This window comes from Actinomycetospora sp. (assembly GCF_055612215.1).
This window is the reverse complement of sequence record NZ_JBVPVA010000914.1, coordinates 1-14,188: the sequence shown is the minus strand read 5'-3', so window position 1 is coordinate 14,188 and position 14,188 is coordinate 1. Positions and strand designations below refer to the sequence as shown.

Annotated in this window: 11 protein-coding genes and 1 pseudogene; 6 read left to right on the top strand and 6 right to left on the bottom strand. The window is 74.7% G+C overall.

The window, feature by feature from the left end; genetic code table 11:
* Positions 1–215 precede the first annotated feature (215 nt).
* A complete protein-coding gene (locus tag AC0CYZ_RS24960; RefSeq protein WP_472220353.1) occupies positions 216–653 on the top strand; it encodes an ArsR/SmtB family transcription factor in 438 nt (145 codons plus the stop codon).
* Here AC0CYZ_RS24960 and metX read toward each other — a convergent pair.
* Complete coding sequence (gene metX / locus AC0CYZ_RS24955) at positions 604–1,734, bottom strand: homoserine O-acetyltransferase MetX (RefSeq protein ID WP_472220351.1); 1,131 nt, start codon at positions 1,732–1,734, stop codon at positions 604–606. The genes AC0CYZ_RS24960 and metX overlap by 50 nt on opposite strands.
* Before the next feature lie 62 nt (positions 1,735–1,796).
* Positions 1,797–3,122, bottom strand: a pseudogene (locus AC0CYZ_RS24950) (bifunctional o-acetylhomoserine/o-acetylserine sulfhydrylase); the annotation flags it as partial.
* A gap of 251 nt (positions 3,123–3,373) precedes the next feature.
* Here AC0CYZ_RS24950 and AC0CYZ_RS24945 point away from each other — a divergent pair.
* Positions 3,374–3,850 (top strand): MOSC domain-containing protein, encoded by a 477-nt coding sequence (locus AC0CYZ_RS24945; RefSeq protein ID WP_472220349.1) that lies wholly within the window; start codon positions 3,374–3,376, stop codon positions 3,848–3,850.
* Positions 3,847–4,746 carry an alpha/beta hydrolase gene (locus tag AC0CYZ_RS24940; protein WP_472220347.1) on the top strand — a complete coding sequence of 300 codons (900 nt, stop codon included), beginning with the start codon at positions 3,847–3,849 and terminating at the stop codon, positions 4,744–4,746. Before AC0CYZ_RS24945 ends, AC0CYZ_RS24940 begins: the two co-directional genes overlap by 4 nt.
* Before the next feature lie 5 nt (positions 4,747–4,751).
* Here the strand turns inward: AC0CYZ_RS24940 and AC0CYZ_RS24935 are convergent, their stop codons facing one another.
* From AC0CYZ_RS24935 to AC0CYZ_RS24920, 4 genes are all read right to left on the bottom strand, one after another.
* The gene (locus AC0CYZ_RS24935) at positions 4,752–6,611 is read right to left on the bottom strand and encodes a putative bifunctional diguanylate cyclase/phosphodiesterase (RefSeq protein WP_472220345.1); all 1,860 of its coding nucleotides are present in this window, start codon (positions 6,609–6,611) and stop codon (positions 4,752–4,754) included.
* Between the two features lie 29 nt (positions 6,612–6,640).
* Entirely contained in the window at positions 6,641–8,779 is a 2,139-nt protein-coding gene (locus AC0CYZ_RS24930) for an Rv1355c family protein (RefSeq protein ID WP_472220355.1), read from the bottom strand.
* A 5-nt stretch (positions 8,780–8,784) separates the two neighbouring features.
* Positions 8,785–9,507, bottom strand: coding sequence for a hypothetical protein (locus tag AC0CYZ_RS24925; protein WP_472220343.1), 723 nt, complete (start codon positions 9,505–9,507; stop codon positions 8,785–8,787).
* Positions 9,508–9,639: 132 nt separating this feature from the next.
* Positions 9,640–10,266 (bottom strand): hypothetical protein, encoded by a 627-nt coding sequence (locus AC0CYZ_RS24920; protein WP_472220341.1) that lies wholly within the window; start codon positions 10,264–10,266, stop codon positions 9,640–9,642.
* Positions 10,267–10,409: 143 nt separating this feature from the next.
* Here AC0CYZ_RS24920 and AC0CYZ_RS24915 point away from each other — a divergent pair, with 143 nt between their 5' ends.
* From AC0CYZ_RS24915 to AC0CYZ_RS24905, 3 genes are read left to right on the top strand one after another with little or no spacing between them, the layout of a single operon-like run.
* A complete protein-coding gene (locus tag AC0CYZ_RS24915) occupies positions 10,410–12,152 on the top strand; it encodes an FAD-dependent oxidoreductase (RefSeq protein ID WP_472220339.1) in 1,743 nt (580 codons plus the stop codon).
* Positions 12,152–12,769, top strand: coding sequence for a TetR/AcrR family transcriptional regulator (locus AC0CYZ_RS24910; protein WP_472220337.1), 618 nt, complete (start codon positions 12,152–12,154; stop codon positions 12,767–12,769). Before AC0CYZ_RS24915 ends, AC0CYZ_RS24910 begins: the two co-directional genes overlap by 1 nt.
* Positions 12,766–14,025 (top strand): cytochrome P450, encoded by a 1,260-nt coding sequence (locus tag AC0CYZ_RS24905; RefSeq protein ID WP_472220335.1) that lies wholly within the window; start codon positions 12,766–12,768, stop codon positions 14,023–14,025. The genes AC0CYZ_RS24910 and AC0CYZ_RS24905 overlap by 4 nt, the downstream gene beginning before the upstream one ends.
* Positions 14,026–14,188 lie beyond the last annotated feature (163 nt).

The window sequence follows — 14,188 nt, the reverse complement described above, 5'->3', positions numbered from 1 at the left end:
GCACCACCGGTGCGCCGTCCCCGTGCGGGACGTCGACGCCCCGGTACACGCCGCTGGCGAGCAACGCCGCCAGCTCCAGCTGGATGCGGGCCTCGCCGAGCAGGTTGCCCCGGAACGGGGGCACCACCGGCGTGGCGTCCTGGGTCACCGGCTCCCCTGCCACGTCGCGCCACGTTAGCCCCCCGGGCACAGGCCCGGAGGGCTAGGTTGGCGGCGTGCACCTCTCCGGCGACGCGGACGCGGTCGCGGTCGACGGCGACCACCGGGTCTGCGCGGCCATCGCGGCCCTCCCGGACCAGGCGACGATGCACGGCTGGGTGTCGCGCTTCGCGCTGCTGGCCGACCCGACGCGCCTGACCCTGCTGCTCTGCATCCACGAGGTCGGCGAGATCTGCGTGTCCGACCTCGCGGTCGCGGCCGGGCTGAAGGACTCCACGACGAGCCAGGCGCTGCGCCTGCTGCGCGCCCAGAACCTCGTGAGCGCCCACCGCGACGGCCGCGTCGTGCGCTACCGGCTCGCCGACCCCGTCGTCGTCGACCTGCTCGACCGCATCCACGACTCGGTCGAGCACGCCGGCAGCACCCCGCTCGGTGCCGCGGCCGTCACGCCAGGAGCAACTCGAGGATCTCACCGAGACGCTTCGCCTCGATGAGGAACGAGTCGTGCCCGTACGGCGACTCGATGAGCTCGACCGGTCCCGACGTCGGGATCAGTGCCGCCAGCTCCTCCTGCTGGTGCAGGGGGTAGAGCCGGTCGGTGGTCGCCCCGGCGACGAGGGTCCGTGCGGTGACCCGACCGAGCGCGTCCGCCATCGAGCCGCGGCCCCGCGACACGTCGTGGCCGTTCATCGCCGCGGTCAGGGCGACGTAGGAGCCGGCGTCGAAACGGTGCACGAGCTTCTCGGCGTGGTGGTCCAGGTAGGACTCCACCGCGAACCGGCCGGGGGTGCCCGCGTCGTACGGGTCCTCCCCCGGCTGCGGGCGCCGACCGAACCGGGTGTCGAGCTCCTCGGCCGTGCGGTAGGTGGTGTGGGCGATCCGGCGCGCGACGCCGAGCCCGATGTGCGGCCCCTCGCCGCGCGGCCGGTCGTGGTAGTCCCCGCCGCACCAGTACGGGTCCTCGCGGATGGCCGCGAGCTGCGGAGACGCCCACGCGATCTGGTCGGCCGACGCCGACGCGCAGCAGGCCAGCAGGAGCAGGCGCTCCACCCGCTCGGGATGGGTGACCGCCCACTCGACGGCCCGCATCCCGCCCATCGAGCCCCCGAGCACCGCGGCCCAGGACCCGATCCCGAGCTGGTCGGCGAGCCGGACCTCGAGCGCCACCTGGTCGCGGACGCTGGTGTGCGGGAACCGCGAGCCCCACGGGCGGCCGTCCGGCGCCGGTGACGCCGGCCCGGTCGTGCCCTGGCACCCGCCGAGCACGTTGGGGGCGACGACGAACCAGCGGTCGGTGTCGACCGCGAGCCCGGGCCCGACGACCGCGCCCCACCAGCCCGGCGTGGGGTGCCCGAGCCCGGCGGGCCCGGTGACGTGGCTGTCGCCGGTCAGCGCGTGCAGGACCAGGACCGCGTTGTCGCCGCGGTACTCGCCCCACGTCTCGTAGGCGACGGTGACGTCGGGCAGCGCCGACCCGCTCTCCAGCGGCAGCGGGTCGGGGAGGGTCACGAACCGGCGGTCACCCACCGGGTCCCCTTCCCGCCACGCACCCGTGGCGGGAGGGAGGACCGGCACGGTGTCGGAGGACGGCGGACCCCCGGGAGAGCCCGCCGCCCGGCCACCGGGCAGCAGATGGGTCACGCAGACGAGTCGGACGTGGCCGACTTGGCGGCGGTGAAGCCCGCCTCCAGGTCGGCCCGGATGTCCTCGAGGTTCTCGATGCCCACCGAGAGCCGCACCAGGCCCGGGGTGACGCCGCTGGAGCGCTGCTCGGGCTCGGAGAGCTGGCTGTGGGTCGTCGACGCCGGGTGCACGATGAGGCTGCGGACGTCGCCGATGTTGGCCAGCTGCGAGTGCAGCGACGTGCCGTCGACGAAGGTCCGACCGGCCTCCACGCCGCCCCGCAGCTCGAAGGCGACGATGCTGCCGGCCCCGCGGGGCAGGTACTTCTGCTGGGCGGCGTGCCACGGGCTGGACTCCAGGCCCGCGTACCAGACCTGCTCCACCTCGTCGCGGGCCTCGAGCCACTCCGCGATCGCCTGGGCGTTGGCGACGTGGCGCTCCATGCGCAGCGACAGCGTCTCGATGCCCTGCAGGATCAGGAAGGCGTTGAAGGGCGAGAGCGCGGCGCCGGTGTCGCGCAGGTGCTGCACCCGCATCTTGGCCGCGAACGCCCCCGGGCCGAGGGCCTCCCAGAACTTGAGGCCGTGGTAGCTGGGGTCGGGCTCGGTGAAGCCGGGGAAGCGGTCGCCGTGCTCGCCGAACGCGAAGGTGCCGCCGTCGACGACCACACCGGCGATCGAGGTGCCGTGCCCGCCGAGGAACTTGGTGGCCGAGTGGATGACGACGTCGGCGCCGTGCTCGATGGGCTTGACGAGGAACGGCGTCGGCACCGTGTTGTCCACCAGCAGCGGGACGCCGACCTCGTGTGCGGTGTCGGCGACGCCGCGGATGTCGAGCACGTTGTTGCCCGGGTTGGGCAGCGTCTCGGCGAAGAACAGCTTGGTGTTCTCCCGCGCGGCGTCGCGCCACTGCGCCAGGTCGTCCTGGTCCTCGACGAAGGAGACCTCGATGCCCATCTTGGGCAGCGTGTAGTGGAACAGGTTGTAGGTGCCGCCGTAGAGGCTGGGGCTCGACACCATGTGGTCGCCGGCCTCGGCGATGGTGAGGATCGCCGCGGTCGTCGCCGCGCTCCCGCTGGCGAAGGCGAGCGCCGCCACGCCGCCCTCGAGCGCGGCGAGACGCTGCTCGAGCACGTCGTTCGTCGGGTTCATGATCCGCGTGTAGATGTTGCCCGGCTCGGCGAGGCTGAACAGGTCGGAGCCGTGCTGGGTGTCGCGGAAGACGTACGACGTCGTCTGGTAGATCGGGGTCGCGCGGGCGTTCGTCGCCGGGTCGGGCGTCGCGCCGGCGTGGATCTGCTGGGTCTCGAACGACCAGCCGGACTCGGGGGTGCTCACTGCGGAATTCTCCTGGGTTCGTCGGTTCCGGGTCGGGGTTCAGCTGCCGCGACGACAGTGCTCGTCGAAGGCGTCGATGCGGCGACTGGGCCAGAACTCGTCACGAACGGGCTCGAGCACGGCGGTGTGGAGCACGCCCACACCCTAAGGGGTCGGACGGCGGACGGGCGCCCCTCAGGTGGGGCACGGCACCGCCCCCGTCCAGCCCACCGCGAGGCCGAGGGCGCATCGTCGCCCCTCGTACGCTGGTGGACGTGACCAGGGTGGCCGCGCTGCACATCGCGCCCGAGCGGAAGGCGCCGATGGTCGCGGTGGACCACGTCGAGGTCGAGGCCGGTCGCGGCGTCGTCGGCGACCGCTACCACGGCACCCGCCACCGCCACGTCTCCGTCCAGTCGCTCTCCGAGCTCGCCGAGGCCGGTGCCGAGTGGGGCCGGCCGGTGGCGGCGTCGGCGACCCGGCGCACGATCGCCGTCGACCACGGTCGGATCCCGACGACGCCGGGCGCGCGCCTGGTCGTGGGCGACGTCGAGCTGGAGGTCGTGCGCAAGGCCGCGCCGTGCCGGGTCATGGAGACCTCGGTCGGGCCGGGTGCGGCGCGGGCGATGCACGACCGCGGAGGTGCGATCTGCCGGGCGCTCACCTCGGGGACGATCTCGGTGGGCGACCCCGTGGTGCTCGACCCGGCGGCCGAGGGGTCGGCGGTCGCAGCGGGTACGCCGCCACCGTGAGCACCGTGGACGAGAGCCCCGAGGACACCGACGACCTCGCCCTGCCCGAGGGCGCGACCAGGGAGTGGTTCGACGCCCAGTACGACGTGGGCGCCCTGGTCCCCGAGGGTGACGCGATCCTCGCCGCGTGGCACGAGGAGAGCGAGGCGGTGCGGCGCGAGTTCCCGCCGGTCGAGCTGCACTACGGCGGGCACGCCCGGCAGGTCGTCGACGTCCTGCGCGCCCCGGACTCCCCCACGGCCGCCCCGCTCGTGGTCTTCGTCCACGGCGGCTACTGGCAGGCCCTCGAGCGGGAGACCTTCGCCTTCCTCGCACCCCCGTTCCTCGAGCAGGGCGCGGTGTTCGCGACCGTCGAGTACCGGCTCGCGCCGGAGGTGTCGGTCCCCGACGTCGTCGCCGACGTCCGTGCGGGGGTCGCCGAGCTCGCCCGGCGGGCCGAGGAGCTCCGGGCCGACCCGCGCCGGATCACCGTCGTCGGGCACTCCGCCGGGGGCCACCTGATCGCGGAGCTCATGGCCACCGACTGGGACGCGTACGGGCTCCCGCGCGACACCGTCGGGGCGGGCCTGGGGATCAGCGGGCTCTACGACCTGGAGCCGATCCGCCGCTCGTACCTCAACGACGTGCTGGGGATGACACCCGAGGTCGCGCACGACGCGAGCCCGGTGCACACCGCGCCGACCGCGCCCGGACCGCTGCTCCTGACCTGCGGGGGCGACGAGCCCGGCGAGTTCGACCGCCAGCAGCGCCTGCTCGCCCGGAGCTGGCCGGGCGTGCCGGTCTCGATCCTCGAGCAGTCCGACGGCACGCACTTCGACGCCTGCGAGCGCCTCGCACGTCCGGGCCCGCTGCGCGACGCCGCCCTCGCCCTCGTCCGGGACCGCGCGGTCGACTGACCCGCTCAGGCCGAGCGCAGACCCGGGCCCCCGGTCAGCCCGAGGAGCGCGCTGATCTCCTCCGGGGGCACCGGTCGGGAGAACAGGTAGCCCTGCGCCGAGGTGGCGCCCAGGGCGAGCAGCGTCGAGCGGGCGACCTCCGTCTCGACCCCCTCGGCGATCACCTCGAGGCCGAACGCCCGGGCGAGCCCGAGGATCGAGCGCACGATCGGCAGGTCGTCCGTGCTGCACCCGAGGTCACGCACGAAGCTGCGGTCGATCTTCACGATCGTCACGGGGAGCGCCTTGAGCTGGGCGAGCGAGCTGTAGCCGGTGCCGAAGTCGTCGATGGCGATGGAGACGCCGAGGGCCCGCAGCCCGCGCAGCGTGGTCAGCGCGGCCGCCTCGCTCACCACCGCGTGCTCGGTGACCTCCAGCACGAGGTCGCTGCCCACCAGCCCCCGGTCGGCGAGGACCTTCTCGACGGTCGCGACGAACTCGACGTCGATCAGCTGCACCGGGGACACGTTGACCGCCACTGTGAACCCGGCGTCGTCGGGACCCAGCCGGCTCCGCCAGGCCGCGAACTGCCGGCAGGCCTCGTCGAGCACCCAGGCCCCGAGCTCGCCCGCCAGATTGGTGGCCTCGGCGACCCCGACGAAGAGCTCCGGGTCGACGGGCCCGAGCGTCGGGTGGTTCCAGCGCAGGAGGGCCTCGACGCCGGTGAACTCGCGCGAGGCGAGGTCGACGACGGGCTGGTAGTGCAGGCTCAGCAGCCCGTCGCGGATCGCCGAGCGCAGGTCCATCTCGACGGCGAGGCGCAGCCGCTCGCGGGCCTGCATCTCCGCGGTGAAGCGGACGACGGTGTTCCCGCCGCTCTCCTTCGCGGCGAGGACCGCCTGGTCGGCGCTGCGCAGCCACTCCGTCACCGTGGTCGCCCGCGGATCGGCCACGGCGACGCCGATGCTCACCGTCCGCCCGAGCGACTGTCCCCCGAGGCGGATCGGCTGGTCCATCGCCCGCTGGATCCGGGCCGCGGTGGCGGCGGCCGCCGAGTCGTCGGCGGCGCCCGCCATCGCGACGATGAACTCGTCGCCGCCGAAGCGGGCCACGAGCCCGTCGGTGCCGACCGCGACGCGCAACCGCTCCGCGACCTCGACGATGAACCGGTCCCCGGCCTCGTGCCCGAGGAAGTCGTTCATCGCCTTGAGCCGGTCGACGTCGACGAAGAGCAGGGCCCGCGTCCCGGGCTCGGGAGAGGCGAGCACCTCGTCCAGGTGGGCGAGGACGGCGCGGCGGTTGGGGAGGTCGGTGAGCTCGTCGTGGTGGGCGATGTGGCGCAGCCGGTCCTCGGCGAGGAGGCGGGCCTGCAGCTGCGCGAACAGCAGCGCGATCGTCCGCAGGGCCCGGAGCTCGTCGTCGTCCCACCCGCGGTCGCCGAACTTGACGAAGCCGAGCAGGCCCGTCGTCCGGTCCCCGGAGCGCATCGGCACGGTCGCGACCGACGTCGCCGGGACGCCCGAGCCGTCCTGGACCACCTGCTGGTACGTCGGGTGGTCGGTGGGCCGCACGACGAGGATGTCGGTCAGGTGCTCGGTCAGCGCGAAGGTCGGTTCGGCGTCCTCGAAGAAGATCACGCCGAGCGGGTCGGGGTCGGGCACGGCGTCGCGGGGCGGCCACTCGGCCACGAGCACGGTCGCGCGCCGCGCCTCGTCGTGGAAGCGGAGGAAGCTGAGGTCGACCTGGAAGAACGACACCAGGCCCTGGAGCACCGTCTCGGCCGCCGGACGCAGGGACGAGGAGTCCACGCCCATGAGAGTTGTGGCGACGAGCGTGACGAGCTCGTCGAGATTCGACGGCCCGCCTTCACCCTCTCCGCGTCTCATACAACGCAGCGTAGCTGTCATACCGCCATTCAGGTAGTCCTATGGAACTCGGAGACCGGCCGACGTGCGCTCCGCGACGGCACGGCCGCCGTATGGCTGAGGCGCAGGACGAGCGCGACCGCCTCGTCGTCGTCCAGCCCGACCGCCGCGCGGAAGTCGGTCCGGAGGCGGCCGAGCTCCCCGGCGAACGGGCGCGAGAGGGTCGCGAGGTCGGCCGCGTCGACGGCGTAGAGGAAGACCGGCGAGACCGGGTGGACGGCGAGTCCCTGCTCCTGCGCCCCCACCCAGACCGCCTCGACCGCCGATCCGCCGCGCACGTAGTCCGCCGGCGCCGTGCCGTCGACCGTGACGACGGCGAGCGCCGAGCTCGACGTGACCCGGTCGCGGGTGTCCGTCACCAGCGCCGACCCCGCGTCCCATCCGGCAAGCAGGGCCATGACCTCGGGACGACGGGCGATCGTCAGCTTCGCGAGGTCCACGGGGTCGAGCCCGAGGGCCTCGGCGTCGATGCCGACCTCGGACGAGTCACCGGGCCAGACGACCTCCGCGAACATCTCCCGGTGGAGGTCCTCGGTGAGGAAGCGGACCCGGTCGGCGGCGCCCAGCGTCTCGCCCACGGCCTCCAGCCGCGGGCCGGGGTCGACGAGGTGCAGGCGTCCGCCTTCGGCCCGCGCCACCTCGTGCAGCACGGTCGCGGTCGCGGTCGGGATCGGCCCGGGTCGCCCGAGCGCGCGGTTGGTGCCGCGTTCGAGGACGTGGGGGTGGGCCCGGGCGAGTCGCTCGTCGCGTCCCGACCCGAAGCGCAGCTCGGCGACGAGGTCGGGGTCCGTGGGGTCGGGGAACACCGTCGCCGGCCCCAGCACCCCCGCCGCGGACGCCGCGGCCCGCGCGTTGAACCAGGCCGCCCCGAGGGCCACGTAGCTGCCGCGGAAGGCCACGTCCATGGTCGTGGTGCGGGTGCGGTCGAGGTGGAGCCGCACCGCGGAGGAGTCCGACCCGACCCACCAGGGCTGGACGTTGCCGCCGGACGGGGCCCGCCGCACGGCCTCGAGGACGGCGTCCACCGGGTGCCGTCCGGTGGCCGGGCGGTCCCCGTCGTCGCCCGGCCGCCGCGGGGACGGGATCCGGTCACCACCGTCGGGGGGCTGCGGGGTGGTGACGGCGTCGAGGTGCGCGTCGAGATCGATGCGGATCCGGCCCGACGGCAGCTCGGGCCCGAGGGCCAGCCGGCGGACCGCGGCCGCGACGGTCGCCCCACCGAGGACGACGTCGCCGCCGAGCTGCGGCCAGGTGGTCAGGGTCGCGCCCACCTCCACCATCGACGCCGCGAGCCGCGTGGAGAGCTCGTCGGCACCGAGGATGCGCAGGACGTGCGGGACCTTCTCCTGGGTGGAGAGCGCGCGGAGGCTCCTCGAGTCGACGTCCCCGAGCAGCCCGTGGAAGAGCGGACGGTCCGGCTCGAGGTCGTAACGCTCGACGTCGAGCAGTCCGCGGTCGCTGGTCTCCATCAGCACGGGAATGCCGCGGGCGCGGGCGCCCTCGCGCACGAGGACCTTGACGTCGAGCGAATCGCACTCCTCGACCAGGACGTCGAGGCCGTCGAGGAACTCCGCGAGGTTCTCCGCGGTCACGCCGGCGGTGAAGACGGTCGTCGCGACGTAGGGATCCAGCTCGGCGATCCGCCGGGCCGCCACCACGGCCTTGTTGACGCCGAGGTCGAGCACGCCGGCGGGGACGCGGTTGAGGTTGGACACCTCGATCCCGTCGAAGTCGGCCAGCCGCAGCTCGCCGCAGAGGCCCTCCAGGGCGAGGGTGTGCGCCACCGCGTGGCCGACCGAGAGCCCCACCACCCCGACCCGCAGGCGGGCCAGGCGCTCCTGCTCGTCGGCCGTGATCTTGTTGCGGTTGCGGTCGGTCCGCAGACGCGCGAACGCGGTGCGGTCGAGGACCCCGACGAGGGCGCGCCGCCACGGGTAGTACGCCCAGCGGCCCGGGCCGGTCCCGCCCGCCGGCGGCCCCCCGTCGCGCAGGGCCGCGAGGTCGGCCCGCTGCGCCTCCCGCTGGTCGAGGACGAGCACCGCCGGGTCGGCCCGCAGCGCCGCGAGGGTCGCCGCGTCGTCGGGGTCGGACTCGTCGAGCAGCACCGCCCGGAACGGCTCGGGCGCCATCCCGCTCACGAGGCCACGGCCGGCGAGACGACCCCGACGAGCTGGGCGGTCTCGGCGTCGAGGGCCCGCCGCTCGTGCTCGGTCACGGTCGTCGACGACACCCAGCGGTCCCACCACACGAGGTGGGTCTCGTAGCGCTCGTCCGGGAACGGGACGGGTGCCAGCTCGCGCGCGACGACCCCGCCGCTCGCGGTCCACATCCGCAGCGAGTGCCCTCCCCCGGCGCCCACGCCGTAGCGCGCGCCGAGGATGAGGGCGGCGTGGAGCGGGGTCCGGGCGAGGCTGGCCGTCAGGCGCCGGCGATCCGGCGCGTCGCGGGCGACCCAGCCGGTCTTCAGCTCGACCACGCCGAAGGACAGCCGCTCCTCGAACATGGCGCGGGCCCGGGCCCGTTCGGGGTGACCGTCCCAGGCCGCGAGGGCGGCGGCGTCGTCGGCGTGCGCGAGGACGCCCGCGGTCCGGATGCCGCCCACCACACGGCCCTCGTCGGTCACCGCGGCGAAGAGCAGGGCCGTGGTCGCGCCGTCGGCGATCTCGTCGACCGCCGCCACACGCTCGACCCCGTGGGCCCCGTAGCTGCGCTCCGCCCCGTCCAGGTACTCGGCCCAGAGGTCCGGCTCGGCCCCCGGCGTGGTGACGATCCACTGGTGACCGCTCCCCGGGGAGCCGTGGCGCAGTGTCCGCCTCGGCGTCCGGGACCGACCGTTCACGACGACCGCGAGGGTCATCTGTGCTCCTGTCCCCCGAGAACTCCATCAGACTGCGATCGATGGTGCGCCCACGGATCACCCGGGGCATAGCCGCCGTCGGAGTGCCCCCGGACGTACCGGATACGCCGGAAGGAGCAGTAAACTCAGTCATTAAGGAGAACTCGGGGTGACCGCGCGGATGCTGCGCGTCGCGCCCGACCACCCGACGAGGGCGAACAGCTCGTCGCGCGGCGTGGGGCCGGTGGCGACCCGGGCGGGGCGCAGGATGCCGACCGTGCGCCACAGCTCGGCCCGCGGCGCCAGCCCGGCCAGCACGGCGGCGGCGAGCGCGTCGTCGACCGGGCTCGCCACTCCGGCGACGACGGCGAGCGCCTCGGCCCCGAGCGTGCGCGCGACCGCGAGCTGCCACAGGTACTCCTCGGTCGAGCAGTCGCCGAAGGAGCAGTGCACCGGCGCCGCGAGGTCGGTGACGGCGCGGACCGCGACCTGCGCGGCGGCCGCGAGTCGTCCGAAGGCCTCGGCCGGGTCGTCGCCGAGGAGGTCGCCGTCGAAGGCGTCCGGCCCGACCTCGGCCATGGTCCGCCCGGCGAGCATCGCCGGGACCCACGCCTCGTCCCCGGCGATGTGGGCGACGGCCGCGCGGACCGGGACGCCGTCGGTCAGGTCGGTCGCGAAGATCGGCGGGAAGGTCCGCGACCAGGCCGCGCCGAGGCGGGACACGGCCTCGGTGATCGCGCGGTCGGCCCGGACGACGGTCTCGACGAGGGTGGTGGTCATGGCTGCTCCTCCGACGGGGTGTCTGGGGAACACGGTGGTGCACGAGGCGGTCAGGTCCCGTCCTCGTCGCGCCGGAACCTCGCCCGGCCCGACGGGCGGCACCCCTCTTGACAGTCTGCCAACAGCGCGGCAACGTGCCCGTCGTGACGCTCGCGGGTGAGGACGTCGATCACGACGTCGTGGTGATCGGGTCGGGCTTCGGGGGTGGGGTGGCCGCGCTGCGCGCCGCCGAGAAGGGCTACCGGGTCGCGGTGCTGGAGGCGGGCCGCCGCTTCGCCGACCACGAGTTCGCCCGCACCTCGTGGCACCTGCGCGACTTCCTCTGGGCGCCGCGGCTGGGGTGCCACGGCATCTTCCGGATCGACCCGTTGCGCCACGTCCTGGTGCTGTCGGGGGCCGGGGTCGGCGGCGGGTCGCTCGTCTACGCGAACACCCTGTACCGCCCGCCCGCGCGGGTGTTCGCGGACGGGAGCTGGCCCGACGTCGCCGACTGGCACGACGAGCTCGCCCCGCACTACGACCAGGCCGCGCGGATGCTCGGCGTCGCCACCTACCCGCGCACCTCCGCGGCCGACGCCGTGATGCGCGACGTCGCCGAGGAGCTCGGCGTCGGGCACACCTACCAGCGGGCCGACGTGGGGGTGCTCTTCGGGGAGGAGCCCGACGTCGAGATCGCAGACCCGTACTTCGGCGGCGCCGGGCCGGCGCGGCGGACGTGCCGGCACTGCGGCGAGTGCATGACCGGGTGCCGCCACAACGCCAAGAACACGATCGCGAAGAACTACCTGCACCTCGCCGAGGCCGCGGGCGCCGTCGTGCACCCGCTGACGACGGTGACCGCGATCCGCCCGCGCCACGGCGACCTGTCCGGCGCCTCCGGCTACGAGGTCGAGGTCCGTGGGACGCCGCGGTTCGGCACCCGGTCCCGGCGTCGGGTCCTGACGGCGGGCCAGGTCGTCGTCGCCGCGTCCGCGCTCGGCACGCAGCGGCTGCTGCACCGCCAGCGCGCGCACCTGCCGCGGATCTCCGACCGGCTCGGGCACCGGGTGCGCACCAACTCCGAGGCGATCCTCGCCGCCCGCACGTCGGACCCGGCCGCCGACTTCACCGACGGCGTCTCGATCACCTCCTCGATCCACGTCGACGAGAACACCCACGTCGAGCCGGTCCGCTACGGGCACGGCTCGAACCTGCTCGCGCTGATGTCGGCGATGCTCGTCGACGGCTCCCCCGACGAGGCCGACCCGACCATCGGACGGCACGGGCCGGGCCTGCGCCGCGTCCTCGGCGCTGTCGTCCGACGCCGCCGCGAGCTGCGGCTCATCCACCGCCCGAAGCACTGGTCGGAGCAGTCGATCGTGCTGCTGGTGATGCAGACGCTGAACAACTCGCTGACGCTGCGGCCGCGCCGCTTCCTGCCCGGTCTCGCCAGCGCGCCCGCCGACGGCGAGGGCAACCCGCCGTGGATCCCCGCCGGGCACGAGGTCGCGCGCCGGGTGGCCCGCCGGATCCGCGGTGTGCCGGTCGGTGCCGCGTCGAGCCTGGCCAACATCCCCGTGACCGGGCACTTCCTCGGCGGCGCGGTGCTCGGCACGACCGCCGCGGACGGCGTCGTAGACCCGTACCACCGCCTGCACGGACACCCGGGCATCCACGTCGTCGACGGCTCGACGGTGCCCTCGAACCTCGGGGTCAACCCGTCGCTGACGATCACCGCGCTCGCCGAGCGGGCCCTGTCGACGTGGCCGAACGCCGGGGAGGCCGACCCGCGGCCCGCGCCCGGGGAGCCCTACCGGCGGGTGGACCCGGTCGCGCCGCGGCGCCCGGTGGTGCCGCCGGACGCGCCGGGGGCCCTGCGCCTGCCGCTGCACGTGGTGTCGCGGTGATGACGGCACCCCCCGTCGGCCGCCGCCTGGACCCCGACGCCCGCCGCGCGGAGATCCTCGACGCGGCGTTGCGGCTCTACGCGGAGCGGCCCTACGGCGACGTCTCCACCAGCGAGCTCGCCCGGGAGGCCGGCGTCGCCCGCGGCCTGCTCAACCACTACTTCGGCACCAAGCGCGAGCTGTACCTCGAGGCGCTCGGGGCACTGCTGACCATCCCCGAGGCGGCCGCCACCGACCTGCCGGGCGAGACCCGGGCCGAGCGGGCCGGCGCCGCCGTGGACTGGTTCCTCGACACCGTCGCCGCCCGCCGGGGCCTGTGGCTCACGGTCGGCGTCGGCGGTGCGGGCGGCGACCCGGAGGTCGACGCGGTCGTCGAGCGGGCCGACGAGGTCGCGGCCGAGCGGGTGCTCGTCGCGCTCGTCCCCGAGCACGACCCCCGCTCCGACCCGGCGGGCGACGTCGTGCTGCGCGCCCGCGTCCGCGCCTACTTCGGCCTCGTGCGTGCCGCCTCCCGCGAGTGGCTCGTGCGCGGCTCGCTCGACCGCGCCGGCGTGCGCGACCTGCTCGTCCCCACCCTCGTGGCGCTCCTGCCCACCCCGTCCCGGGAGGACCGATGACCAGTACCGCCCCGCTCGACCTCGGTGACCGCGGCTTCTGGAACGCCCCGTGGCCCGACCGCTACGCCGCCTTCGCCGCCCTGCGCGCCCGCGACGACCTGCCGATGTACCCCGAGCCGGAATTCCCCGGGTTCGAGCCCGGCCCCGGCTTCAAGGTGGTGTCGCGGCACACCGACGTCGAGGAGGTCAGCCGCAACCCGGATCGGTTCTGCTCGGGCCGCGGCGCCGTGTCGATCCTCGACCTGCCCGCCGAGGCGCACGAGTTCTTCGGCTCGCTGATCAGCATGGACGCGCCCCGCCACACCAAGATCCGGCGGATCGCCGCGGGCGCCTTCACACCCAGGCGGGTCGCCTCGCTGGTCGACGACGTCGAGCGCATCGCCGACGACGTCCTCGCCCGGGCCCGCGCGACGGCGGCCGACCAGGGCGGCGAGTTCGACCTGGTCACCGAGATCGCCGCCCCGCTCCCGCTGCTGCTGATCTGCGACATGATGGGCATCCCGGAGTCGCGGCGCGCGGACGTGTTCACCTGGTCGAACATGATCCTCGCGGGGGACGACCCGGAGTACGTCTCGGACAACCCGCTGCAGGACTACCTCGCGGCGGGCGGCGGTCTCTCCGCACTGATGACCGAGCTCGCCGCCGACGCCGAGGTGAACCCCCGCGACGACGTCCTCTCCGCGCTCGTGCACGGCGAGGTCGACGGGGAGCGGCTGACGGCCCAGGAGATCGCGTCCTTCTTCATCCTGCTGTGCGTGGCCGGGAACGAGACCACCCGCAACGCGGTCACCCACGGCGTGTGGGGCCTGCACCAGGACCCGGAGGCCAAGCGCCTCTGGACCGAGGACCTCGACGGCGTCACCCCGACCGCGGTCGACGAGATCGTCCGCGGGGCCTCCCCCATCAACTGGATGCGCCGCCCGGTCGTCGCGGACCCCACCGTCGGCGACGTCCCGCTCGCCGCCGGGGAGAAGCTGCTGCTGCTCTACGGGTCGGCCAACCGCGACGAGTCGGTCTTCACCGACCCCGACCGCCTCGACCTGCGCCGCTCCCCCAACCCCCACCACGGGTTCGGCGCCCACGGCCCGCACTTCTGCCTGGGCGCCCACCTGGCCCGTCGCGAGGCCGGCGTCATGTTCCGGCGCCTGCTGACCGAGATGGCCGACCTCGAGGTGGTCGGCGAGCCGGACCGGCTGTCGTCGATCTTCGTGAACGGGATCAAGCACCTGCCGGTGCGCCTGCCGTCGGCGACCTGATCGCTCGGCCGTCGACGGCCCTCGACGGAGATCAGGAGTGCGCTGGACACGCGGGCGATCTCGCCGAGGTGCCCAGAGCTCTCCTGATCACGGCCGTCCGTCGCGCGACCCGGCCCGGTGGACCAGGAGGAGCATCGGGAGCTGCCCCGGTCGGAGGCAGCAC

Coding starts and splice junctions, on each gene's coding strand:
- AC0CYZ_RS24935 (WP_472220345.1), bottom strand. CDS start 6,611: ATGAGACGCGGAGAGGGTGAAGGCGGGCCGTCGAATCTCGACGAGCTC.
- AC0CYZ_RS24920 (WP_472220341.1), bottom strand. CDS start 10,266: ATGACCACCACCCTCGTCGAGACCGTCGTCCGGGCCGACCGCGCGATC.
- AC0CYZ_RS24905 (WP_472220335.1), top strand. CDS start 12,766: ATGACCAGTACCGCCCCGCTCGACCTCGGTGACCGCGGCTTCTGGAAC.
- AC0CYZ_RS24910 (WP_472220337.1), top strand. CDS start 12,152: ATGACGGCACCCCCCGTCGGCCGCCGCCTGGACCCCGACGCCCGCCGC.
- AC0CYZ_RS24930 (WP_472220355.1), bottom strand. CDS start 8,779: ATGGCGCCCGAGCCGTTCCGGGCGGTGCTGCTCGACGAGTCCGACCCC.
- AC0CYZ_RS24925 (WP_472220343.1), bottom strand. CDS start 9,507: ATGACCCTCGCGGTCGTCGTGAACGGTCGGTCCCGGACGCCGAGGCGG.